This is a genomic window from Halomonas sp. AOP7-E1-9 (genome assembly GCF_052376035.1).
GTDB lineage: Bacteria > Pseudomonadota > Gammaproteobacteria > Pseudomonadales > Halomonadaceae > Vreelandella > Vreelandella citrativorans.
Window position 1 is genome coordinate 1 of sequence record NZ_JBQSVC010000040.1, and the last position, 22,000, is coordinate 22,000.

Annotated in this window: 25 protein-coding genes; 22 read left to right on the plus strand and 3 right to left on the minus strand. The window is 53.5% G+C overall.

Annotation, left to right across the window (positions count from 1 at the left end; genetic code table 11):
• From ACT3R4_RS16275 to ACT3R4_RS16285, 3 genes are all read left to right on the plus strand, one after another.
• Positions 1-293 (plus strand): hypothetical protein (locus ACT3R4_RS16275; protein WP_496201238.1); only part of this gene is annotated, 293 nt, incomplete at its 5' end.
• 249 nt (positions 294-542) lie between these two features.
• Positions 543-2,429, plus strand: a complete 1,887-nt coding sequence (locus ACT3R4_RS16280) for a flagellin N-terminal helical domain-containing protein (RefSeq protein ID WP_441679814.1) — start codon at positions 543-545, stop codon at positions 2,427-2,429.
• A gap of 83 nt (positions 2,430-2,512) precedes the next feature.
• Positions 2,513-2,854: a hypothetical protein gene (locus tag ACT3R4_RS16285; protein ID WP_193056974.1), complete on the plus strand. Its 342-nt coding sequence runs from the start codon at positions 2,513-2,515 to the stop codon at positions 2,852-2,854.
• 136 nt (positions 2,855-2,990) lie between these two features.
• Here the strand turns inward: ACT3R4_RS16285 and ACT3R4_RS16290 are convergent, their stop codons facing one another.
• Together ACT3R4_RS16290 and ACT3R4_RS16295 are read right to left on the minus strand one after the other, a co-directional pair.
• Positions 2,991-3,734 (minus strand): ATPase, encoded by a 744-nt coding sequence (locus ACT3R4_RS16290; protein WP_193056973.1) that lies wholly within the window; start codon positions 3,732-3,734, stop codon positions 2,991-2,993.
• A complete protein-coding gene (locus ACT3R4_RS16295; RefSeq protein WP_193056972.1) occupies positions 3,734-3,949 on the minus strand; it encodes a hypothetical protein in 216 nt (71 codons plus the stop codon). Before ACT3R4_RS16295 ends, ACT3R4_RS16290 begins: the two co-directional genes overlap by 1 nt.
• A 157-nt stretch (positions 3,950-4,106) precedes the next feature.
• Between ACT3R4_RS16295 and ACT3R4_RS16300 the strand changes: the two genes are divergently transcribed.
• The 7 genes from ACT3R4_RS16300 (at position 4,107) to ACT3R4_RS16330 (ending at position 8,798) form a co-directional block, all read left to right on the plus strand.
• On the plus strand, positions 4,107-4,307 hold the full coding sequence (locus ACT3R4_RS16300; protein WP_441679812.1) for a hypothetical protein: 201 nt from the start codon (positions 4,107-4,109) through the stop codon (positions 4,305-4,307).
• A 142-nt stretch (positions 4,308-4,449) separates the two neighbouring features.
• On the plus strand, positions 4,450-5,139 hold the full coding sequence (locus ACT3R4_RS16305) for a hypothetical protein (protein ID WP_441679810.1): 690 nt from the start codon (positions 4,450-4,452) through the stop codon (positions 5,137-5,139).
• Positions 5,140-5,386: 247 nt separating this feature from the next.
• Positions 5,387-6,163, plus strand: a complete 777-nt coding sequence (locus ACT3R4_RS16310) for an amino acid ABC transporter substrate-binding protein (protein WP_172118968.1) — start codon at positions 5,387-5,389, stop codon at positions 6,161-6,163.
• A gap of 80 nt (positions 6,164-6,243) precedes the next feature.
• Positions 6,244-6,912: an amino acid ABC transporter permease gene (locus ACT3R4_RS16315; protein ID WP_172118967.1), complete on the plus strand. Its 669-nt coding sequence runs from the start codon at positions 6,244-6,246 to the stop codon at positions 6,910-6,912.
• Entirely contained in the window at positions 6,909-7,664 is a 756-nt protein-coding gene (locus ACT3R4_RS16320; RefSeq protein WP_441679808.1) for an amino acid ABC transporter ATP-binding protein, read from the plus strand. Before ACT3R4_RS16315 ends, ACT3R4_RS16320 begins: the two co-directional genes overlap by 4 nt.
• 106 nt (positions 7,665-7,770) lie before the next feature.
• Positions 7,771-8,226 (plus strand): excisionase family DNA-binding protein, encoded by a 456-nt coding sequence (locus ACT3R4_RS16325; RefSeq protein ID WP_441679806.1) that lies wholly within the window; start codon positions 7,771-7,773, stop codon positions 8,224-8,226.
• Positions 8,226-8,798 carry a PIN domain-containing protein gene (locus ACT3R4_RS16330; RefSeq protein ID WP_441679804.1) on the plus strand — a complete coding sequence of 191 codons (573 nt, stop codon included), beginning with the start codon at positions 8,226-8,228 and terminating at the stop codon, positions 8,796-8,798. Before ACT3R4_RS16325 ends, ACT3R4_RS16330 begins: the two co-directional genes overlap by 1 nt.
• Positions 8,799-8,861: 63 nt before the next feature.
• On the opposite strand, the gene cls is transcribed toward ACT3R4_RS16330, so the two are convergent.
• Positions 8,862-10,316 (minus strand): cardiolipin synthase, encoded by a 1,455-nt coding sequence (gene cls / locus ACT3R4_RS16335; protein WP_441679802.1) that lies wholly within the window; start codon positions 10,314-10,316, stop codon positions 8,862-8,864.
• 517 nt (positions 10,317-10,833) lie between these two features.
• On the opposite strand from cls, the gene rpsT reads away from it, so the two are divergent.
• The 12 genes from rpsT (at position 10,834) to ACT3R4_RS16395 (ending at position 21,945) form a co-directional block, all read left to right on the plus strand.
• Positions 10,834-11,100 (plus strand): 30S ribosomal protein S20, encoded by a 267-nt coding sequence (gene rpsT / locus ACT3R4_RS16340; RefSeq protein WP_009097974.1) that lies wholly within the window; start codon positions 10,834-10,836, stop codon positions 11,098-11,100.
• 110 nt (positions 11,101-11,210) lie between these two features.
• The gene (gene murJ, locus ACT3R4_RS16345) at positions 11,211-12,800 is read left to right on the plus strand and encodes a murein biosynthesis integral membrane protein MurJ (RefSeq protein ID WP_441679800.1); all 1,590 of its coding nucleotides are present in this window, start codon (positions 11,211-11,213) and stop codon (positions 12,798-12,800) included.
• Between the two features lie 162 nt (positions 12,801-12,962).
• Positions 12,963-14,060, plus strand: coding sequence for a bifunctional riboflavin kinase/FAD synthetase (gene ribF / locus ACT3R4_RS16350; protein ID WP_441679798.1), 1,098 nt, complete (start codon positions 12,963-12,965; stop codon positions 14,058-14,060).
• A complete protein-coding gene (gene ileS, locus ACT3R4_RS16355) occupies positions 14,044-16,899 on the plus strand; it encodes an isoleucine--tRNA ligase (protein WP_441679797.1) in 2,856 nt (951 codons plus the stop codon). Before ribF ends, ileS begins: the two co-directional genes overlap by 17 nt.
• Positions 16,892-17,422: a signal peptidase II gene (lspA, locus tag ACT3R4_RS16360; protein ID WP_193054744.1), complete on the plus strand. Its 531-nt coding sequence runs from the start codon at positions 16,892-16,894 to the stop codon at positions 17,420-17,422. Before ileS ends, lspA begins: the two co-directional genes overlap by 8 nt.
• 80 nt (positions 17,423-17,502) lie before the next feature.
• On the plus strand, positions 17,503-17,949 hold the full coding sequence (fkpB, locus tag ACT3R4_RS16365) for an FKBP-type peptidyl-prolyl cis-trans isomerase (RefSeq protein ID WP_441679796.1): 447 nt from the start codon (positions 17,503-17,505) through the stop codon (positions 17,947-17,949).
• Between the two features lie 73 nt (positions 17,950-18,022).
• Positions 18,023-19,000 (plus strand): 4-hydroxy-3-methylbut-2-enyl diphosphate reductase, encoded by a 978-nt coding sequence (gene ispH, locus ACT3R4_RS16370; protein ID WP_087111239.1) that lies wholly within the window; start codon positions 18,023-18,025, stop codon positions 18,998-19,000.
• Between the two features lie 37 nt (positions 19,001-19,037).
• A complete protein-coding gene (locus tag ACT3R4_RS16375; protein WP_441676537.1) occupies positions 19,038-19,442 on the plus strand; it encodes a type IV pilin protein in 405 nt (134 codons plus the stop codon).
• On the plus strand, positions 19,443-19,886 hold the full coding sequence (locus ACT3R4_RS16380) for a type IV pilus modification PilV family protein (RefSeq protein ID WP_441679794.1): 444 nt from the start codon (positions 19,443-19,445) through the stop codon (positions 19,884-19,886). It abuts the gene before it with no gap.
• A complete protein-coding gene (locus ACT3R4_RS16385; RefSeq protein ID WP_441676541.1) occupies positions 19,876-20,352 on the plus strand; it encodes a PilW family protein in 477 nt (158 codons plus the stop codon). The genes ACT3R4_RS16380 and ACT3R4_RS16385 overlap by 11 nt, the downstream gene beginning before the upstream one ends.
• On the plus strand, positions 20,349-20,858 hold the full coding sequence (locus tag ACT3R4_RS16390; protein ID WP_441676543.1) for a PilX N-terminal domain-containing pilus assembly protein: 510 nt from the start codon (positions 20,349-20,351) through the stop codon (positions 20,856-20,858). The genes ACT3R4_RS16385 and ACT3R4_RS16390 overlap by 4 nt, the downstream gene beginning before the upstream one ends.
• Positions 20,859-20,922: 64 nt before the next feature.
• The gene (locus ACT3R4_RS16395) at positions 20,923-21,945 is read left to right on the plus strand and encodes a tryptophan--tRNA ligase (RefSeq protein ID WP_441679792.1); all 1,023 of its coding nucleotides are present in this window, start codon (positions 20,923-20,925) and stop codon (positions 21,943-21,945) included.
• Positions 21,946-22,000 lie beyond the last annotated feature (55 nt).

Here is a 22,000-nt window from a genome sequence, read left to right on the forward strand (position 1 = left end):
GTTTAGCAATACATCAGCATCGTCATGCGTTTGATTTAATTCTTATCGATGGCCGTTTTCGTGTCGCATGCACTGCAGCAGCTATTCAGCATATCCTCAAATATGCAAGTAAAACTAGCCACTGTTATCTTTTTATACACGACTTCTGGAATCGCCCTGTCTATCATGTTGTTTTGCCCTTTTTGGAAAAAATAGATCGAGTAGACTCGGCTGGATTGTTTAAAGTTCGTAGCGATTTAGATCAAGAAAAGCTGGCTTTATTATGGGAACAATATTCACGGCAGCCTGCATGATCGCTCGTTTATAGTACGTTATAGTGATTTAATAACTCAGACATCAACGTAGATGGTGGTATTACAACCATAAAACGAGGTGTCTGGCGATTGAGGGGCAGACAGGCCTAACTTGTTAGAAGCGCGTAATCAATGATGCGGAGCCCGACAGCGGGGTAATAATCAAGCAACCTCTCTGTAATATTTCGTTAAAGGTTTTTCAAGTCAGGCCGATAGCTAAGTCATTGTATTTTAAAAACAGGCCCACGAATGGCGTCGATCCATACCAATTTGCCATCTATGAACGGCCAGGCGAACCTGAAGCGTAATCAGTCTGCGCTGGCGACATCCATGGAGCGCCTTTCATCCGGCTTGCGTATCAACGGCGCTAAGGATGATGCCGCAGGCCAGGCAATTGCTAACCGCATGACCAGCCAGATTAGCGGGCGCGGCATGGCGATGCGTAATGCCAACGATGGCATATCGTTGTCGCAAACCGCACAAGGCGTGCTGGAGGCGGTGAACGGTAAGTTGCAGCGTATCCGTGAGCTTACTGTGCAGGGATTGAGTGAAATTTATAACGGCGAAATGGGCGACCGTATCCAGGCGGAGATTAATCTCAACCTGAAGGAAATCGAGCGCTTGAACCAGGTTGCCGAATATAACGGCATTCCGCTTCTGGATGGCACAGCGGGGCATCTTTCCCTGCAAGTAGGCGCCAACGATGGCGAAACCCTGAACGTTAATTTAGGCGCCCCCGGCTTTAGTGTGCAAACACTGGGGCTTAAGGATTTTACCTTTCAGGGCGAACCCGGCACCATCACGCATACTGACACACTGCCGGGCCGCTCGGCGCGTATTCCTATCGACGATGCGGAGTATTCACGCGTTGCTTATGTGCCTGCTGATAACGAACCACATTTAGTGCGCTTCAATAACCGCGATGTTATCCAGCTAGGTGGCGATGGCGGGCAGCTTAAAAATGTATCGATTAGCGCATCACACGATACGGATACCCGCAATAACGACGTAACGATTAATGTTCGAGAGGCAGTGACTGAACGCACATTAGGTGAAGTTATATACTCCCGAAGCGCTGTCGACTTGGACGGCAATAGTTGGCCGTTAGGTAGCGCGGATATCGTACGTTCGGGAGGAGAGTATTGGATAGCGCGTGGGAGCGACTATACGCCCGTTGAACTTATCATGGATAACAGCCAGCGAAGTGTGGTGGCTCAGGTGCTGGAAGACACGCATGTAGCCCCGGCTGATATGCCAGGCCCCATTAGTGAAGTACGTTATATGCCAGCAGTGCAAAAAGGCAGCGCGGACTATAGCCTGACTCTGGATGGTCAGGATGAAAGCAACAGCGGCAGCATCTCTCTAGTACAGTTAAATAGCACTTATTATGTCGAAGAGCAGTTGGCGGGGGGGCAGTATGCGTATTATCCCGCTGATGTGACCAGCCAAACAGGTGGTTCGGAGAGTACGTTCACCGTGGTAAGTGAGCGTACACCAATGGGGGCGGTCACCGACCAGCCTTTTGTTGCTGGGTCATCGTTCGTGCATTTTAAGCCGAGTAATGCCAATGTGCAGGTTAACTATGTCGAGTTAAACGGCACAACGCATCAAAATGTCATGGCAGCTGAGCCTGAAAATGGTTACGTGTTTAATTTAAACGCCTTGTCAAATGGCAGCGGTGCGATGAAAACAGCCAACATCGTGCTGAACCAAAAAGGCGAGCATTTGCTGCAAACCGTTAATGGAAACGGTGACGTAATCCTTTATTACCCAGTGCGTAGTTCACTGAGTACAAACGTGGATAACAACCTGACCACGGTAACAATACGTGAGACAGATGAAGCACGCCGCATCCGCAACCCTGCTGATCCACTGGCGACATTAGACCGAGCAATCGCCCAAGTGGATAACAAGCGCAGCGAGTTTGGCGCTCTGGATAACCGGCTATTAGCCATCATTGAAAATCATGACGAAACCAATCGTCACCTTTCCGCCGCCCGCTCGCGCATTATGGATGCTGACTACGCGGTGGAAGTGGCCAGTATGACCAAAGCGCAGATTCTGGAGCAGGCAGGTACGTCTGTACTGGCCCAAGCGAACCAGGTTCCACAGAACGTGCTTTCTCTGTTGGAGTAATTGAGGCTTGAGGATAAAGCTCATGCCTTATTATTAGACATTATAAATAGGCTTCTTAAAGGGGCCATTTTTTAGAAGAACTTATGAAAACGAATGTGCCGACTATTTCAGCCTACGATGTTATTTATGACGTAGTGCCTAAGCTTGATACCCTCGAAAAGCTGGTGGGGGGCACCCTTGATGAAGCGCTAATGGCTAACCAGGAACTGGAAAGCATTGCGCATATAAACACGCTGAAAACGGAGTTTCAGCTGGAACTGACCATGATCCGTATGAACCTGGAGCATTTGTTAAAGCGTTATCAGAAAGAGTTGAATGCCGTGGTAGAAGATAAGCGCCATGATCAGCTATTAACGCTTGACGCGTTCGAGGCAATGGCGATTGAAAGTGCTGCCCAGCTTTATCGGCGAGCGCAAGCTCGTTAAGCACTCATCCATGAAACCCAAACAACCATCGAGCAGGCCGAAACCCACGGGCTTGATACAACCATGCCTGATGATGACACACAGCGTTTCTATATCCTCGATGAAAAGTAGTGCCAACGTGCCTGGGCTATGTTGTCTAATAGGAAGGCGACAGTTTCTGAATAACACTTCGATAGAACCAGTCGGGCAGGTTCTCTTCTTTTAGCTGAATGTCGCCATTGGGGGTTACTTCCGCTAGCCATATGTCTTGAGTGCCCGAGTTGTCGAATATAAAAGCACGATCAGCAAGCTTGATAGCCTTCAAGAGTAAATCAAGAGAACGATCATAACGCTGACGGATTTTTTCTTCAGGTACGGGGTGACCGCCGGTTTTTACTCGGTTATGCACTCTCTGAACATTGATCGCTGGGTCGTCGGTAGCAATATAGTAAAGGTAGTTTTTAAAACCTTTAGCACGAGACGCTTTCAGTACGTCAATCTTGTCTTCTGATGACATGACTGTTTCAAAGGTGAAGCTGATGTTAGACGCAGTGAGTTGCTCTCGAATAAGTGCAGAGGCAATAGACGCAATATAAGAATTTGGTGGTAAGGAGGGAGGGAATCTAATGCAGTTGTCTGCAAAGACTAATGCATCAAGCTGCGGTGCTAATGACGCTTTTAACGTTAATGACGACTGATAGAAGTAGTGCTTGATAGCCGTGCTGGATAAATAAACCGAGTAGTCCTCGAAATAGAGAGTACCTGACTCTTTGGCATTACTTTCTATGTCATCAGGGTTAATATAAACCCCTTTTTGATGAGTGGGGATGACATCCTTGATCGTACTTTTTCCTGAGCCGTTAGGCCCAGCAAACATACGCAACCGTGGCGTCTCGGCCATCAGGTCACCTTGAGCTTTATATCAATTGAAACCTTGTGCTTAGGCGGTGCCTTTCTTATAAAACGAACACTGCCGTCTGGTGAGGTTTCAACAAGATTGTCATCGACTATTTCAACCACGGTATGGCCGCTATTTAATGATGCCTGGTATGCACGACGTGTGTAAAGCGATGTCTGTGCTGCAAATCGCTGTTCTGCATCTTGCATGATAACCATGGGAACTCCTTCACATAATGGGTTCACTATATAGCATACTACAAATGGCGGGGGGAAAGCGCCAGGGCTATGTTCGTGTCTTGCGCATTGAAGGCCGCGCATAAAAGTCGTTAGGGTAGCCACATAAACAGTGCGCAAATGAAGGATGACGATAGGTATGACGCCTGATGAGCATGAGCGTGTAGCACTGGAATTGGAAAGCGTCATACGCGAAACCCAAACAACCATCGAGCAGGCCGAAGCCCACGGGCTAGATACAACTATGCCTGATGATTATGCCCACCTTCTCGATATTCTCGATAAAGCGATCAAGCAGCAGCACGACCATACGTTAGCGATGCTGGAAAACGACCGCTAGCGGTTAATTTTACACACATGCAACGGGTGTTTTGCCTTGCTCGTGTTCTCCATCATGCCACTAATTGCCTAGCTCGCTAAAATTGCTTTTCCCTATTATTGGTCGATACTTACCCTCTTACAAAAAAAGTGGGATATTAAAAATGAATGCGCATACGCTGGCGCTGACCTGCGCCATTGGGGCCGGGTGGTTAAGCTTTAATACGTTGGTGATCGTAGGCTATTTTTTTGTGTGTAAAAGAGAGGCGCTGGGGCTGGGGGAGCGGAATAGCTTTTGGCTAACAGTTGCGGGTAAACGTGATGAAAAATCCGCGGCTTCCCCTGCGGTTCCCCCACGCTCACAGCCTAGCCAAAAGCCTATAGAAGAACGTGTGCCTATGGACTTGCCTGAGCAAGAAGAGCCGTTCCTGGAGGAACCCATTGGCAAGCCTGAAGAGGTACCTACGCATGTATTTTACGTAATGTTCCAGCAGCCGAGCATTGAGCTTAATCAGAAGGTGCAATTAGTCCTGAATAAATGGGGCGCTTACTTCGATGCAGAGTTGAAAATTTATGTGGCATTGGGCGTTACCCCACAAAACCCCTTACGTATTGCCAATGCGTATCCGCCTGGCTTGATGCCTACAGAAGAGGTGTTCCAACAAGAGGACCACCTGCTGGGCGGGGTCAGCATTATCCTCAATAAGCCCAAGCGCAAACGTGGCTTTGACAAGGTACAATTGGGCAAAATGGTGGAATTGAGTGAAGAGCTTGCCGCGTTAGGTGGGGCCTTGCTTGATGAAGAGCGCCAGCCAGCCTCGCGTAAAACCTTCAGGGATATTACTGGCGGTTAATGCCCGTTATGACTGCGCTATTAAGCGTGGTGGTAATTTGTAGCTACCTTTCTATTAGCGCCTGCTATCAAACACATAGCATAGGTTGGTTTCGCTGGCCAAACTCTAATAACCTCAATGCATAAAAACTATTTTTAATATTCTTTTTTGTGTTTATGATGTGCGTATAACGGCTACGCTGTCTTTACGCCTGCCACGCCTACACTCTGCAACAGGCAAATGGTCTTTGCCGATGAGGATGCTTCTGATGACTCGATCACGTCGTTTAAACACGTTAGTCGCCGCGCTTACCTTAAGTGTGGCAGGTGGTTTTGCTGCGGTTCAGGCCCAGGCAGATACCCTACGAGTGGGCATGTCGGGCGGCTATTTCCCGTTTACCTTTGTGGAGCGCGACGAACTCAAGGGTTTTGAGGTCGATGTCATGAACGCGGTGGGGGAGGTCACCGGTGATGATGTCGAGTTTGTCACGGCGAGTTTTTCGGGACTAGCAGGTATGTTGGATTCTGGCCGCATCGACACTATTGCCAACCAGATAACGATAACGCCGGAGCGTGAAGCCAAGTATGTATTTACGGCGCCCTATGTGTATGACGGTGCGCAGGTCGTTGTCCGGAAGGGTAACGATGCTATTAACGGCGTTGAGGATCTTTCCGGTAAATCGGTTGCGGTTAACCTGGGCTCCAACTACGAGCAGTTGTTGCGCGAGCTGCCGAACGCCGACGAAATTGATATCCGCACCTACGAATCCAACGTAGAGCAGGACGTAGCATTGGGGCGCACCAATGCCTTTATTATGGACCGCGTTAGTGCGACTCAGGTGATTAAGGAGCGCGGTTTGCCGTTGGAGTTGGCGGGCCAACCCTTCACGGTTATCGAGAATGCGCTGCCGTTTCGTGACAACGAGGCAGGCAATGCCCAGCGCGACCGTGTGGATGAAGCGCTAACTGAGCTTCGCGATAACGGCACGCTGCGTGAAATTTCCGAAAAATGGTTTGATACCGATATCACGCAGCAGCCGGAATAACCGCTACGCTGTAAACGGAAGCCTGTATTGAACGCGGCCGTGGGTAATCCACGGCCGTTTTGCTTATAAGCGATGCTGACATGCTAAACCTGGATTATATGTGGGGGCTGTTACCGGTCCTTTTAAGCTATGTGCCGCTCACGCTTGAAATGGCGACCCTCGCCATGCTGCTGGCGCTGGTGCTTGCCTGTCTTCTGGCCGTGATTCGCGTGACCCGTGTGCCGGTGTTGAACGGCTTTTCGCTGCTGTTTATCTCGTTTTTTCGCGGGACACCGCTGTTGGTTCAGCTTTTTCTGTTCTATTACGGGTTGCCCCAACTGGTAGAGGCGTTGGTGTCGATTAACGGCATAACCGCCGCTGTCATGGGCCTGACGCTGCACTTTTCCGCCTATATGGCTGAGTCTATTCGGGCGGCCATTGTGGGGATTGACCGCAGCCAGACAGAAGCGGCGCTCTCTATCGGCATGACGCAGTCGCAGCTAATGCGGCGCATTATTCTCCCTCAGGCGACCCGTGTGGCGACGCCCACATTGATGAACTACTTCATTGATATCATCAAGGCGACGTCGCTGGCCTTTACGCTGGGCGTCACAGAATTGATGGGAGCCACACAAAAAGAGGCCGCCAGCAGCTTTCTCTACCTGGAGGCTTTTTTACTCGCGGCGATGATTTACTGGGTCATAGTGGAAATTCTCTCCTGGGGGCAGCGTCGCCTGGAAATTTACCTGAATAAGGCGTACCAACGATGATCTCGCTTGAGGCCGTTACCAAGCGCTTTGGTAAACAAGATGTATTCACCGACATTGATTTGTCGCTTGAGCGGGGCGAGATCATTGTCATCATTGGCCCTTCAGGCACGGGTAAGTCAACGCTATTACGCTGCATTAACTTTTTAGAGCGGCCTGAGTCGGGGCGTATTACCGTCGGCGATGTGCGCGTAGATGCGCAGCAGGCGAGCCGTGCCGATATTTTAAAGCTGCGTCGGCGTACCGCGTTTGTCTTTCAAAACTATGGTTTGTTTGCCAACAAAACGGCGCTTGAGAACATCAGCGAGGGCATGATCGTCGTTGATAAAATTCCCAAGGAAAAGGCCCATGCACGTGCCCGGGAAATCCTTGAGCGGATCGGGCTTTCAGATAAAGCCGATGCTTACCCGGCAGCGCTTTCTGGCGGGCAGCAGCAGCGTATCGGCATTGGCCGCGCCATGGCCGCGAACGCCGATGTCATTCTGTTTGATGAGCCCACGTCATCGCTGGACCCGCAATGGGTGGAGGAAGTGCTGAGCTTGATGAAGCAACTTGCCGCCGAGCAGCAAACCATGATTATCGTTACCCACGAGATGCAGTTTGCGCGTGACGTAGCGGATCGCGTGATATTTATGGATGAAGGGCAAATTATTGAACAAGCGCCGCCCGAGGAGCTGTTCACCACCCCCAAGGACCCGCGCACGCAGCATTTTCTGCGCAAAATCCTTGCCCCAACAGGCCAGCCGCTGCCTTAACAGCATGTGGTTATGAATGCTGTAAAATGTAAATATCGGTTTTCGAATAATTCGAATAGTGCTAGAGTTATAGCGTTGAGTATCGAAGCACCTATGGAGAAAACCGATGCACGCGCTAGCTAGTCAGTTACCTAATGCCGAAGAAGCCGCTCTGGCCAAGCTATCAAGCCGTGAGCTTGCCGCTTACATTGAGACAAAAGCGCCTACCCAAAAAGTCGCTGTTATCAATAAAGACGGCGAAACGCACCAGGTTGAGGTGCCGGCCAGCGCGCTTCGTCTATTGGTGGATATCTTGACCGAATTGGGCGATGGGAACATGGTCAAGCTCATTCCTGTACATGCGGAGATGACAACCCAGGAAGCGGCGGATGTCATGAACATGTCGCGTCCTTCCTTCATTAAGCTACTTGATGAGCAGCGTGTTCCGTTTCATCGTGTCGGCAATCGACGTAAAGTTAAATATTCGGATGTCATGGCGTACAAGCAACAGCTCGATCAAAAACGCCTTGAGTCGCTGGCTGAGTTAGCAAGGCTCGATCAATCCATGGGGCTAGGGTATTAATGAGTTCTTATTACACAGTGGTATATGATGCCTGTGTATTATATCCCGCACCACTCAGAAGCCTGCTGATGTATTTGGCTATTACAGACCTATATCGAGCTCGCTGGTCACGTCAAATACATGAGGAGTGGATGCGCAGTTTGCTGGCGCAGCGTAGTGATATCACGAGAGAGCAGCTTGAACGCGTGCGTGAATTGATGGATAGCCATACCCGCGACGGGCTGGTTGAAGGGTTTGAGCTTTTGATTGATGGGTTAAAACTACCAGACCCGGATGATAGGCATGTACTTGCATGCGCTATTCACTGCGGCGCTGAAGCAATTATCACGTTTAATCTTAAGGATTTCCCCAGTGAAATGCTCAACTCCTATGACATTCGAGCCATACACCCTGATGAATTTTTAGTAGATATGCTTGCTTTGAATCCTGGTAGCGTCATTCAAGCGCTACAGCAGCATCGTAAAAGCCTCAATAATCCGGCTTTCACCGCTGATGAATATCTGGATGTGTTGCTGAATCAAAGGCTACCCAACCTGGTTGGTAGTTTGCGACCCATGAAACTTTTGATATAAGCGCTTTTCAGCAGCTCACCGCTGCCCGTCGTGGGCAGCGGGGCACTAGCCGATGAGCATCGATTACATCACCGGGCTGAAAATGGTGGCAACGTTATCGCCGATGCGGCGTAACAACGAGCGATGAATGACCTGGTCGGGGACCACTTCATTGGCATCGGAAAGCCAGGTGTTTTGGCGTTCTCTAATGCTTTTCGCTACGTCGGGGGAGTGCAGTAGAATATTATTTTCGAAATTAAGTTCAAGGCTGCGTCGGTCCATGTTCGCCGAGCCGACTAGCGCCACTGCTTCATCCACCACCAGTGTTTTTGCGTGCAAAAGGCCGCCGCGAAATTCAAAGATCTTCACGCCAGCGGCAACAAGCTGCGCATAGTAGGCTTTGCTGATGGCGCCTACCACGAAGGAGTCGTTGCGCTGGGGCAGGATGAGCGTGGTTTGAACGCCGCGCCTGGCGCAGCCAATCAGCGCCGAAAGCAACGAGGCGTCCGGAACAAAGTAGGGGTTCGAAATCACGACTTCATGCTGGGCGCAGTGCAGAAGGCTGGAAAACACATCCGACATGGCGCCTTTAGGTGACAGCGGCCCGGTGCCAAAGGCAATAGCCGCGCTGGCGCTGTTCATGGCTTCCGTGCTGGTTTCTGTGCAGGATGGCGGTACTTCCCAGGCAACATCAAGGTGCTCGTTGGATTCGATCAACCAGTTGGCCGCAAACAGCAGCTGGTTTTGCATCACTACTGGCCCCTCGAAACGCAGCATGATATCCACCCAGGGTGCATACTTTGCCTTGACGCGAAACTCGGGGTCGGCGCAGTTCTGGCTTCCGCAGTAGGTTAGTCGGTTATCCACCACGACGATCTTGCGATGGTTTCTAAGGTCTGCGCGGTTTCCAAGCAGTGCGTCAAGCCCAAAAGAGACCTTAAGCGATATGCACAGTTGAACACCGGCGGCTTTCATTGCGGCCCAGTGCTCCGAACGGGTAAGCGCTCGCGAACCAATACCGTCCACAATGATGCGGCATGTCACGCCACGTTCAGCCGCGCGCTTAACGGCCTCTACAATCTTGAGCCCGTTGTTGTCAGTAAGCCAAATATAAAAGGAGATATGAATGCTCTCCTTGGCGGCATCGAAGTCTTCCACCATCGCGTCGATCGCTGCATTGGAGTCGGCGGTTAACATGGCGGTGTTGTGGTCAGTGACGCCGCTATGCGCCAAATGCTCGCAGGCGCGAAAGGCAGGCCGAAAACGGTCTGGCACATGCTCCAGAGCCGATGTTTTCCCTACGTTATAGGCTTTTACCAACCGTGTGACGGTGCCAATTGCTTTTCGTCGTGAACGGCGCGATATCCATGGTTCGCCAAGTAGCAGGTAAGCAATGATGCCTAAACCAGGTAGAAACGAGAGAATCAATATCCATGCGGCTCGGGAGGCGGGCTCTTTGCCCTCTACCGTCAGCACGCGGATCACCAGGGCGACGTAGGCCAGCATATGAGCGGCAAACCAAAGAGAAAAATCCGACATAGTGAGTCCGTCTTTAATAGTGAAGTTGTTCGAGAGTCTGACTATCCCTGAGCGCCATAGGGCCTCCATTAGTAGCCACGGGGGCCGTGCGGCTAACGCAGGCCTCAGAGGTAAATAAGCTAGCGGATCGGCCGCCAAAGAACGCCGCTGCAAACACCGGTTTTTTATATTTAATAGCAATAATGTAGAAGATGCTGGGCAAAGTCCATGTCGCTTCTTTTGAGAGCGCCTTGTAAACCATTCGGCTAGCTGGCTGATGCAATAAAACATTGACAACGTGTGGCAAGCAAGAATAGTGCGTGATAGACTACGCCATCCTCTCAGACAAGACCCGTGGACGGGCAGGCAATTTGACTGCCGGTCACACTATTTGACAGAGCTTAAAGGCTTGTCGAATCAATTGGTTGTTAAGGAAAGTCGCGTTATGGGCAGCTTTTAAAGTGAACATGAGCGTGGCGAACACATAGTTAATCCGTTGCCGAATTTGCGGCAACCTTTATTCTCCAAGGAGATACCTGTGGCGAACAGCAAGCAAGCACGCAAGCGCGCCCGCCAGGCCGAGACTCGTCGCGTCCTGAAAGCCAGCCAGCGCAGCATGGTCCGCACCTATATCAAGCGTGTGATCAAAGCGATCAACACCGGCGACCACGGCAAGGCGATGGAAGAGTTCAAGGTAATGCAGCCGGTCGTTGACCGTATTGCTGATAAAGACGTGCTGTCCAAGAAGAAAGCAGCGCGCCTGAAAAGCCGTTTGAACAAGCGTATTAAGGCACTGGCGGCGTAAGCCGGCAGGCGCCATAAAAAAAACCGGCTACGGCCGGTTTTTTTGTGTCTGATGGTTTTATCTAATGACTCTATGATGGGTATTGGCCATCCGCGCCTATGGATCCAAAAATGACCTCAAACACGCCGCCGAATGACACTTCCGCCGCGCCTGGCGCACCGCCACGCCGTGGGCTAATGCGCTCAGGGCTGGTGGTTAGCTCCATGACCATGCTTTCCCGCGTGATGGGCCTGATACGCGATGTGGTGGTGGCGACGCTTTTGGGCGCCGGGAATGGCGCGGATGCCTTTTTTGTCGCTTTTAAAATTCCTAATTTTTTGCGGCGCCTGTTTGCTGAAGGTGCCTTTAACCAGGCTTTTGTGCCGGTGCTTTCCGAGTACTCGACCCAGCGCAGTAAGCAGGAGATTCGCGAGTTACTCAACGCCGTAGCCGGTAGTTTAACCGCGCTGCTGGCTTTGATTACCGCGCTTGCGATGCTGTGCGCGCCCTGGCTTATCTGGGTGTTTGCGCCCGGCTTTGGCAGTGACCCCGCCAAGCACGCCTTGACCGCCGATATGCTGCGCCTCACGTTTCCGTATTTGCTGCTGATCTCGCTCACGGCTTTTTCTGGCAGCGTGCTAAATACCTGGAACCGTTTTGCAGTGCCCGCCTTTACGCCGGTGTTGCTCAACCTGTCACTCATTGGCGCCGCGCTCTTTTTAATGCCGTTAATGGATGAGCCCGCCATGGCGCTGGCCTGGGGCGTGCTGATTGCAGGTGCTGCCCAGCTGATTTTCCAGGTGCCGTTTTTAATCCGTTTGGGTTTGATGCCCACGCCTTGGCCGAACTTCGCTCATGAAGGCGTTAAACGCATTTTAAAGCTGATGGGCCCGGCGTTGTTTGGGGTTTCGGTCTCGCAAATTAACCTGCTGCTGGATACGGTGTTGGCGTCACTGCTGGTGGCGGGCAGTGTCTCCTGGCTTTACTACTCTGACCGCTTGGTAGAGCTGCCGCTCGGCGTCTTTGGTGTGGCGATAGCTACGGTGATATTACCCGCGCTTTCCAAGCGCCACGCTGAACAGTCAAAGGCGCATTTTGCCGCCATGCTCGACTGGGCGATCCGGCTAGTGCTTTTGGTGGGCCTGCCTGCCGCACTGGCGCTGGCGGTATTGGCCGAGCCGCTATTGATCACGCTATTTCACTATGGCGCAATGACCGACCACGATATTCAGATGGCCGCGATGAGCCTGCGTGCCTATGCCTTTGGCCTGGTCGCCTTTATGCTGATTAAGGTATTGGCGCCTGGTTTTTTTGCCCGCCAGGACACCAAAACGCCGGTGAAGGTGGGTATTATCGCCATGGTCGCTAATATGGTGTTCAACCTGATGTTGATTTGGCCGCTTGCCCATGCCGGGTTGGCGCTTGCTACGGCGCTTTCGGCATTTTTGAACGCGGGTATGCTGGGGGTGTTGCTGTACAGGCAGGATGTGCTGGTTTTCCAGCCGGGCTGGGGCCGGTACGCGGTGCAACTATTGGGCGGTAGCGGTTTGATGTGTGCCGCGCTCTATATGGTGTCGCCAGAGTGGCACGCGTGGCTTGCGTTTAGCCTGTGGCAGCGTGTTGCCTGGGTGGCCGGGCTGGTAGGTTTGGGGGGCGGGATTTATGTTGTCTGGCTTACCGCGCTGGGTCTGCGGCCACGGCATTTTAAAATGCAGAGCTAAACCCTACAGCGGCAATGCGTGGCCGAACGCTTAAAAGTCACGTTGGATCGGCAGAGAGTTAGACATATATCACGGTAGGTTCGCTATAATCAGAGCTTTTTAAGCTTCACCCAAACCCAACAAGGCTTGGGAGCGGCAAATTATTAACACGGCTGAGGTGCCATGCGCGTCATTCGAGGACTGCACAATCTGGTAGCGGCACAGCGTGGCTGCGTCGCTACTATTGGAAATTTTGACGGTGTGCATCGTGGCCATCAGGCAATTTTGCAGCAGTGCCGCGAGCACGCCGCACGCCTAAACGTGCCGCTAACCGTGGTCGTGTTTGAGCCCCAGCCGCGTGAGTACTTTGCGGGTGACCAGGCACCACCACGGCTAACGCGCTTGCGTGAAAAGGTGCGTCTGTTGGGCCAGTACGGCGCTGAACAGGTGCTGTGCCTGCCGTTTAATAATGCCCTTAGAAGCCTGACCGGGCGCGAATTTATTGATCAGGTGCTGATCGAAGGGCTAGGTGTTAAACATCTGGTCGTTGGTGATGACTTCCGTTTTGGCTGTGACCGTCAGGGCGACTTTACGCTGCTGGCAGCGGTGGGCGAAGAGCAGGGCTTTGGGGTTGAACATACCCGCACCTTTACGGTTGAGAACGAGCGAGTTTCAAGCTCACGCGTGCGTACCTTGCTTGCCAGCGGTAACTTTGCCGCAGCGGCCAATCTGTTAGGGCGGGCGTATTCGCTGGATGGGCGTGTGGTACGTGACCAGCAGCTTGGTCGCACCATTGGTGTGCCCACGGCGAACCTGCCCCTGTTGCCTCAGCCCTTAACGCTGCGCGGTGTCTATGCCGTTGGGGTGACGCTTGAAAACGGCCAGCGCTACCACGGTATTGCTAACGTCGGCTTTCGGCCGACGGTTGGCTCCAAGCGGCCCACACTGGAAGTCAACCTGTTTGATTTTGACGGCGACCTCTACGACAAACGCATGACGGTATTTCCCTGTGCGCGGCTTCGTGGGGAAGTGAAATTCGACAACTTTGATGCACTAAAAGCGCAAATTGAGCGCGACCAGGCCCAGGCGCATCGCTACTTTGCGACGGCCGTCACTGACTGTCATAACGCGCTGCCACTAGCCTCGGCCCCGCTTGGGCGTGAGGCTATGGCCTCCAGTACTCAGGCTTCCAAGCCCCAGGTTTCCAAGACTCAGGTTTCCAAGACAATTTCTTCTGATCCTTCTTCGGCGGATGACGCTGCCGATGCTAACAACGGCTGACCGAACCATGGACTATAAGCACACGCTAAACTTGCCTGAAACCGACTTTCCTATGCGTGGCATGTTGCCCAAGCAGGAGCCGGGACGCGTTTCACGCTGGCAAGATATGAACCTGTACCAGCGCTTGCGCGAAGCGCGTGCTGGCGCACCGCTGTTTGTACTGCACGATGGCCCTCCCTACGCCAACGGCAGTATCCATATTGGTCACGCCGTTAATAAAATTTTAAAAGATATTATCGTTAAATCGAAAAACCTGGCGGGCTTTGATGCGCCTTACGTGCCGGGCTGGGACTGCCATGGCCTGCCCATTGAGCACAAGGTAGAAACTACGCACGGTAAGCACCTGGCGCCTGCAAAAGCGCGTGAGCTATGCCGTGAGTACGCGGGCGCTCAGGTTGAAACACAGCTGGCTGATTTTGTGCGTTTGGGGATTATTGGTGACTGGAATCATCCCTACCGCACCATGGACTACGCCAATGAAGCAGGCGAGATTCGCGCACTGGCCGATATGGTCGAAGCGGGCTACGTCTTTAAGGGCCTGAAGCCGGTTAACTGGTGCTTTGACTGCGGTTCAGCTTTGGCTGAAGCGGAAGTCGAGTATCAAGACAAAAAGTCCGACGCGATTGATGTCGCTTTTCCGGTGGAAGATGCCGATAAGCTGGCCGCTGCGTTTGGCCTGAGCGAGCTGCCCAAGCCGGCGGCGGTGGTAATCTGGACCACCACGCCCTGGACGATCCCTGCCAACCAGGCGCTGAACGTTCACCCCGAATTTACCTACGCGCTGGTCGATACCGGCGAGCGCCTGCTGCTGCTAGCCGAAGAGCTGGTCGAAAGCTGCCTTGAACGCTTTGGTTTACAAGGCGAGGTCATCGCTACCACTCGTGGTGAAAAGCTAGACCTGATCAACTTCCGCCACCCGTTCTATGATCGCCTGTCGCCAGTTTACCTGGCCGATTACGTCGAGTCGGAAGTGGGCAGCACGGGTATCGTTCACTCCGCGCCTTCTTACGGCCTGGATGACTTTAATACCTGCCGCGCCCACGACATGAGCTTTGACGACATGCTGAACCCGGTACAGGGCAACGGCGTGTACGTTGATGATCTGCCGTTCTTTGGCGGCCAGATGATCTGGAAAGCCAACCCCAACATCGTCGCCAAGCTTGACGAAGTGGGTGCGCTGATGGCGCATAAGCCCATCGTGCACAGCTACATGCACTGCTGGCGCCATAAAACGCCGGTCATCTACCGTGCGACAGCCCAGTGGTTTGTGGGCATGGATATTCAGGGGAAAGACGGTAAAACCCTGCGTGAGCGCGCGCTGGAAGGCATCGAGGCGACCCAGTTCACGCCCGCCTGGGGCCAGGCGCGCCTGCACAGCATGATCGCTAATCGCCCAGACTGGTGCATCTCGCGTCAGCGTAACTGGGGCGTGCCGATTCCGTTCTTCCTGCACAAACAAACCGGCGAGCTGCATCCGCGCACCATTGAGCTGATGGAAGAAGTCGCTAAACGCGTGCAGGAGCAGGGCATTGATGCCTGGTTTAGCCTCGACGCTGCTGAGCTGCTGGGCGCGGAAGCCGCCGAATACGACAAGACGACTGATACGCTGGATGTCTGGTTTGACTCCGGCACCACGCACCGCCATGTGCTGCGTGGTTCGCATCCACATGGCCATGAAAGCGGCCCGCGAGCTGATTTGTATCTGGAAGGCTCTGACCAGCACCGCGGCTGGTTCCACTCGTCGCTGTTGACCGGTTCGGCAATTGACGGTCACGCGCCGTATCGTCAGCTATTGACCCACGGCTTTACCGTCGATTCGCAAGGCCGTAAGCAGTCCAAGTCGTTGGGTAATGTCATCGCGCCGCAGTCGGTGATGGACAAGCTGGGTGCCGACATTCTGCGCCTTTGGGTGGCCTCGACGGATTACTCCAATGAAATGGCCGTGTCGGATGAGATCCTCAAGCGTACAGCGGACGTGTATCGGCGTATTCGCAACACGTCGCGCTTTCTTTTGGCCAACCTGACCGGCTTTGACCCGGCGCGCGATATGGTGGCTTTTGAGGATATGATCGCCCTGGATCGCTGGGTCATCGACCGCGCACTGCAGCTACAAGAGCGCATTCAGAAAGCGTATGAAGAGTACCGCTTCCTGGACGTGTATCAGCAGGTGCATACGTTCTGCGCGCGCGACCTGGGTGGTTTTTATCTGGATATCATCAAGGATCGCCAGTACACCACTCAGGCTGATTCGCGGGCACGCCGCAGCTGTCAGAGCGCGCTCTATCATGTTATCGAGGCGCTTTCGCGTTGGGTCGCACCGATTCTCTCCTTCACTGCAGAAGAGATCTATGAGCATATCCCGGGCAAGCGTGGCGACAGCGTACTGCTGGAAACCTACTATACCGACCTGAAGCCCCTTGATGCTGACGCCGAGATGGGGCGTGAATACTGGGAAGCAGTGCTAGAGGTCAAGCAGGCGGTGAATAAACGCTTGGAAGAAGCGCGTAGCGAAGGGGCCATCAAAGGCTCGCTGGACAGCGAAGTCACCCTTTACGTTAGCGACGAACTCAATGTGTTGCTGTCACAACTGGGCGACGAGTTACGCTTTGTGCTGATTACCTCGGAAGCGACTCTCAAGCCGCTGGCGGATGCCGAGGCATCTGCCTACAGCGAGCTAGAAGGGCTCAAAGTAGCGGTGGTCGTCAGTGCGTTTGAGAAATGCGAACGCAGCTGGGAGCGCCGCCCTGACGTAGGCATGCATCCTGAGCATCCCACGCTGTGCAAGCGTTCGATTCTTAACCTGCCGGATGGCCCGGGTGAGGTGCGTCACTATGCCTGAGTCGGTCTCGTCCAACGCGCGGCCGCCCATGCGCCAGCCGCTGCGCTGGCTGTGGTTGGCCGTTGCCGTGATTGTGCTGGATTTGGCCACCAAGGCGATTGCCAGCAGCCAGCTGGGGTATCTGCAGCCGGTAGAAGTGCTGCCGTTTTTTAACTTCACCTTAATGCATAACACGGGGGCGGCCTTTAGCTTTTTGGCTTCCCACCCTGGTTGGCAGCGTTGGTTTTTCGCCATTATTGCCATTGGTGCAAGCGTGGGCCTGACCATCTGGCTTTCCCGTGTTAGAGCCGATGAAAAGCTGCTGGCCATTTCGCTGCCGCTGATTATCGGTGGGGCGCTTGGGAATCTCTATGACCGCCTGGTGCATGGCTACGTGGTCGATTTTTTATCGTTTCATGTGGCCGGTTGGTACTATCCCGCCTTTAACGTGGCAGACATCGGGATTACTCTGGGGGCCATTGGGTTGATTTGGGAGTCAGTGATGGGCGACCGGCGGCGTAAAAAAGCCCACTCAACGAAGTAACCCGCGACCTCTAACTCGGTTAGCATTAATCAGGCCCTGGTGGCAGTATGCCAGGGCCTTACCACATAGCGAGCAGTGTAATGAGTGATTACCTGATTGATGAGGGGATGGAAGTGACCCTGCACTTCACCCTGAAACTTGAAGATGGCACGGTTGTAGACTCTACCAAAGAGAAGGCACCGGCCACCTTTCAGTACGGTGACGGCAATTTGCCACCCGGCTTTGAGCACCCGATTAAAGGCATGACAACGGGCGAGACAGGTACTTTTCAGGTCTCTCCCGAGCATGCCTTTGGGCAGCACAATCCGCAAAATATCCAGACGTTAAAGCGCGCTGATTTTGGCGATGAAGCGCCTGAAATTGGTATGGTGATGTCGTTTGCCGATAAAGCGGGAACGGAATTGCCTGGTGTGGTCAAAACCATTGAAGGCGACCGCGTCGAGGTGGATTTTAATCATCCGTTGGCGGGGCGCACGTTAACCTTTGAGGTTGACGTACTGGATGTAAAACCGGTTACAACGCACTAGTCTTTAACATTGGCTTTAGCATTAGCTGGGTTCTTATTCACTAAACGGTGCGGTAACGCATCAAGGCATTACTATGCAGTCGACGCAAGCACAGCCCATACAGATCAAATTGGCCAATCCGCGTGGTTTTTGTGCCGGCGTGGATCGCGCTATAGACATCGTCAACCGTGCACTGGATGTGTTCGGACCGCCTATCTATGTGCGCCATGAAGTTGTCCACAACCGCTTTGTGGTGGAAACGCTGCGCGAGCGTGGGGCTGTCTTCGTGGAAGAGCTCGACGAAGTGCCGGATGACGTGATCGTTATTTTCTCTGCGCATGGCGTGTCTCAAGCCGTACAGTCCGATGCTGACCGGCGTGGGCTGAAAGTGTTTGATGCCACTTGCCCGCTGGTCACCAAGGTGCATTTGGAAGTCTTGCGCTACGCCAAGCGGGGACACGAGTGCGTGCTGATTGGGCACGCAGGCCACCCCGAAGTAGAAGGCACCATGGGGCGCTATGACACGGCGCATGGCGGCCGCATCTATCTAGTGGAAGATGAGCAGGACGTTGCCAACCTGGAGGTCAATGACCCTTCCAGCCTTGCCTTTGTGACCCAAACGACGCTGTCGATGGATGACACGGCCAAAGTGATTGATGCGCTGCGCGAGAGGTTTCCCGAGATCAGTGGGCCGCGTAAAGATGATATTTGCTACGCCACGCAAAACCGCCAGGACGCGGTGCGTGAACTGGCCGCGGACAGTGATCTAGTGCTTGTAGTGGGCAGCCCCAATAGCTCCAACTCTAACCGCCTGCGCGAGCTTTCCGAGCGTATGGGAACACCGGCGTACCTGATAGATAATGCCGACCAGATTGAGCCAACGTGGCTTGAAAACGTCGGCCGCATCGGCGTAACGGCGGGTGCCAGTGCCCCGGAAGTGCTGGTGAAAGGCGTAATTGGCAAGCTTCAGTCATTGGGTGCTTCCATGCCGGAAGAGCTAAAAGGCCGCGAGGAGAGCATTACGTTCTCCATGCCCAAAGAGCTGCGCGAGCAGGTAATCGTCAGCAGCTGATGCACTGCGTATGCGGTGGCTGATGCAGGAGCATCACGTGAGGTTTTCGCTTTATCCTTACTCTATTCGCGCAGGCCGCTCGATAGAGCGTCAGCGCGGTTTTACGCTTCTTGAGCTTGTGGTGGTGATGGGCATTCTCGGCCTTATCGCTGGCATGGCTTACCCTGCCTACTCCCGCTACCTGCAAACATCCCTGCGCACGGATGCGCATGCGGGGTTAAGGCAGGCGGCGGCTGAACTAGCGCGCTGTCACGCCCGAACCTACTCCTACCAGGAGTGTGAAATGCCCCACCTGTCACCAAGCGGGCATTATCGCATTGCCTATTCTGAACGCCAGGATGGTCGCTATGTGCTAAGCGCGTCGACTGAGCGAAAAGACGGCTGTGGCCAAGCCATAACGCTCAGTAGTCAAGGTGAACGCCTGCCCGAGACGTGCTGGTAAGTGCGGTGCCAAGAGGGGTTTACTCTGGTTGAGGTGTTAATTGCCTTGGCCTTGCTGGCGTTTGGGCTGATCGGCATCGCCGCCATTCAGCTAACGTCGCTGCAAAGTGCCGCTTCGGGCTACCAATACTCCGTGGCAAGTGTGGCAGCTCTGGATGCCCAGGAGCGCGCCTGGGCGCAGTTGGCGGCGAAACAGAACTGCCGACACCTCACGGCGGGGCTGGAGAGTGACTGGCAGGCCGAGTGGTTTACGCCTTCACAAGCACCGCTTAACGGTGCAACGGGCACGGTTGATAGCGCTTTTGTATCCGGAGGCTGCCAATTGACCGTCTCCATTACGATGCGTGCACGGCCTTCCAATCAAGCGGCTGACCATTTTGACTACGTGTTTACCTTGCCCTTTATTGAAGCGCGCTATGCTGGCGAGGCGCCTAATGCTCAATAAGCGCCAAGGAGGATTTACGCTGGTTGAAATGATGGTCGCGATGGTGATCGGCGCCATTATTATTTTGGGCGCAGGCCAGCTTTTGTTAACCACTGTGACGACCTTTCAGCGCGTCGAGGCCATCAGTCGCGAGCAGGAAGCGCTTGTTTTTGCCGTTCAATCGCTCACCCGGGACATTCGTAAAGGCAAGGCAGGCCAGTATGAGATCAATGACTCGCTGGTCGATGCGACCACCTGTGCATTACGCCATAACAGCCAGCCCTTGATAGAAGGGCTTTATAAAGGCAGTCACGCATGCGACGCGCTTAGCCTGTTTGAGAAAGACGTCGATGGTATAACAGGGCTTTATCGGATAACGCTCCAATTTGCGGGCGAGCGCCAAGCACCGTTTGTATGGCATGTGATGCAGCGTGATCACGTTATCACGCGTCTCACATCCCTTCCCGCCACGGAGGGCAGCCCATGAAGCATCAGCAGGGGGCTGCGCTGGTGATCGTTATGGCACTTCTTTCTGCCGCGCTGCTACTGGGCGTAGCGAGTATGCGGACGGCGTTAGTCGATGAGCGTTTGGCGGGTAATTTTCGAATTGCCGTTCAGGCCCAAATGCTGGATGAGAGTCTGCTGGCTGTCTTGTCGGACCGCCAGTATGCAGCATCGCGGGATGCCTTCTTGAACCGTTTACTAACGTATCCACCCGCCTTCAATATCGGTGATAAGCGACAGTTGCAAAGCGATGATAGTCAGGCGTTGTTGCCACGCCAGGCGCTCAACGTACTGCTTGAGGCATTGCCAATAGCGCAAGCCGAGGGCCAAAGGCTATTACTTGATGACCTCATCATTGATATTGAACGGCTGGCGGATCAGCGCGTTGCCATCACGGCCAGAAGCGGTGGTACGTCTGCCAGTACACACGCTGTTTTTGTGAGGCAAAGCCCGGAAGAAGCAACGTGGCGGCTGGCAGGATTGCGCTGATGGCATTCGCCACGCGTAAATCTGCGCGTTATGATAGGGCTATTTGCCCAAGAGCCTAAACACAATGAGTCAAACTGCTAAAACCCGCGTCTTAACCGGTATTACGACGACCGGTACACCGCACTTAGGCAACTACGTTGGTGCGATTAAACCGGCGATTGAAGCAAGCCAGGACCCCAATGTTCAGTCGTTCTATTTTTTGGCGGATTACCACGCCCTGATCAAGTGCCAGGACCCTGCGCGCGTGCAAGCGTCACGCCTGGAAATTGCCGCTACCTGGCTGGCGCTTGGGCTGGATACCGACAATGCCATTTTTTACCGCCAGTCTGATTTGATGGAAGTTCAAGAACTCTCGTGGATGCTTTCCTGCGTGTGTGCCAAAGGCCTGATGAACCGCGCCCACGCCTACAAGGCCGCCGTGGCTGAGAACGAAGAAGCAGGCGACCAGGACGCGGACAAAGGCATCACCATGGGGCTTTTTGGCTATCCGGTGTTGATGGCTGCCGATATCCTGATGTTCAACGCCAAAAAGGTGCCGGTAGGGCGCGACCAGATTCAGCATATCGAAATGGCACGTGATATGGCTGGGCGATTCAACCACCTTTATAAAGGGCAGTACTTTACGCTACCCGAAGCGGTGGTAAGTGAGACAGGTGAGGTGTTGAAAGGGCTGGACGGTCGCAAAATGTCCAAAAGCTATAACAATACCATCCCGCTGTTTTCGCCCGAGAAAAAGCTTCAAAAGCTGGTGCGTAAAATCAAGACCAACTCGCTTGAGCCCGGCGAACCGAAGGACCCGGATACCTGCACTCTGTTCCAGATATACGCGGCATTTGCCAATGAAAGCGAAACGTCTGCTCTGCGTGAACAGTACGCCGCCGGTATTGGCTGGGGCGATGCTAAAAACCAGGTGTTTGAGTATATCAATGCGCAACTGAGCGAACCCCGCGAGCGCTACAATGCGCTAATGGATGACCCTGCCCATATTGAAGCGGTGCTGCAAAAAGGTGCTCTGCGCGCTCGGGAGGAGGCTGCGGTAACCATGGATAAACTGCGCTCAGCGGTCGGCCTTGGGCGTTTTATTTAAGCTTGTTAACGGCTGAGTAACTAAAAACCCCTTCCAATTGGAAGGGGTTTTTTTA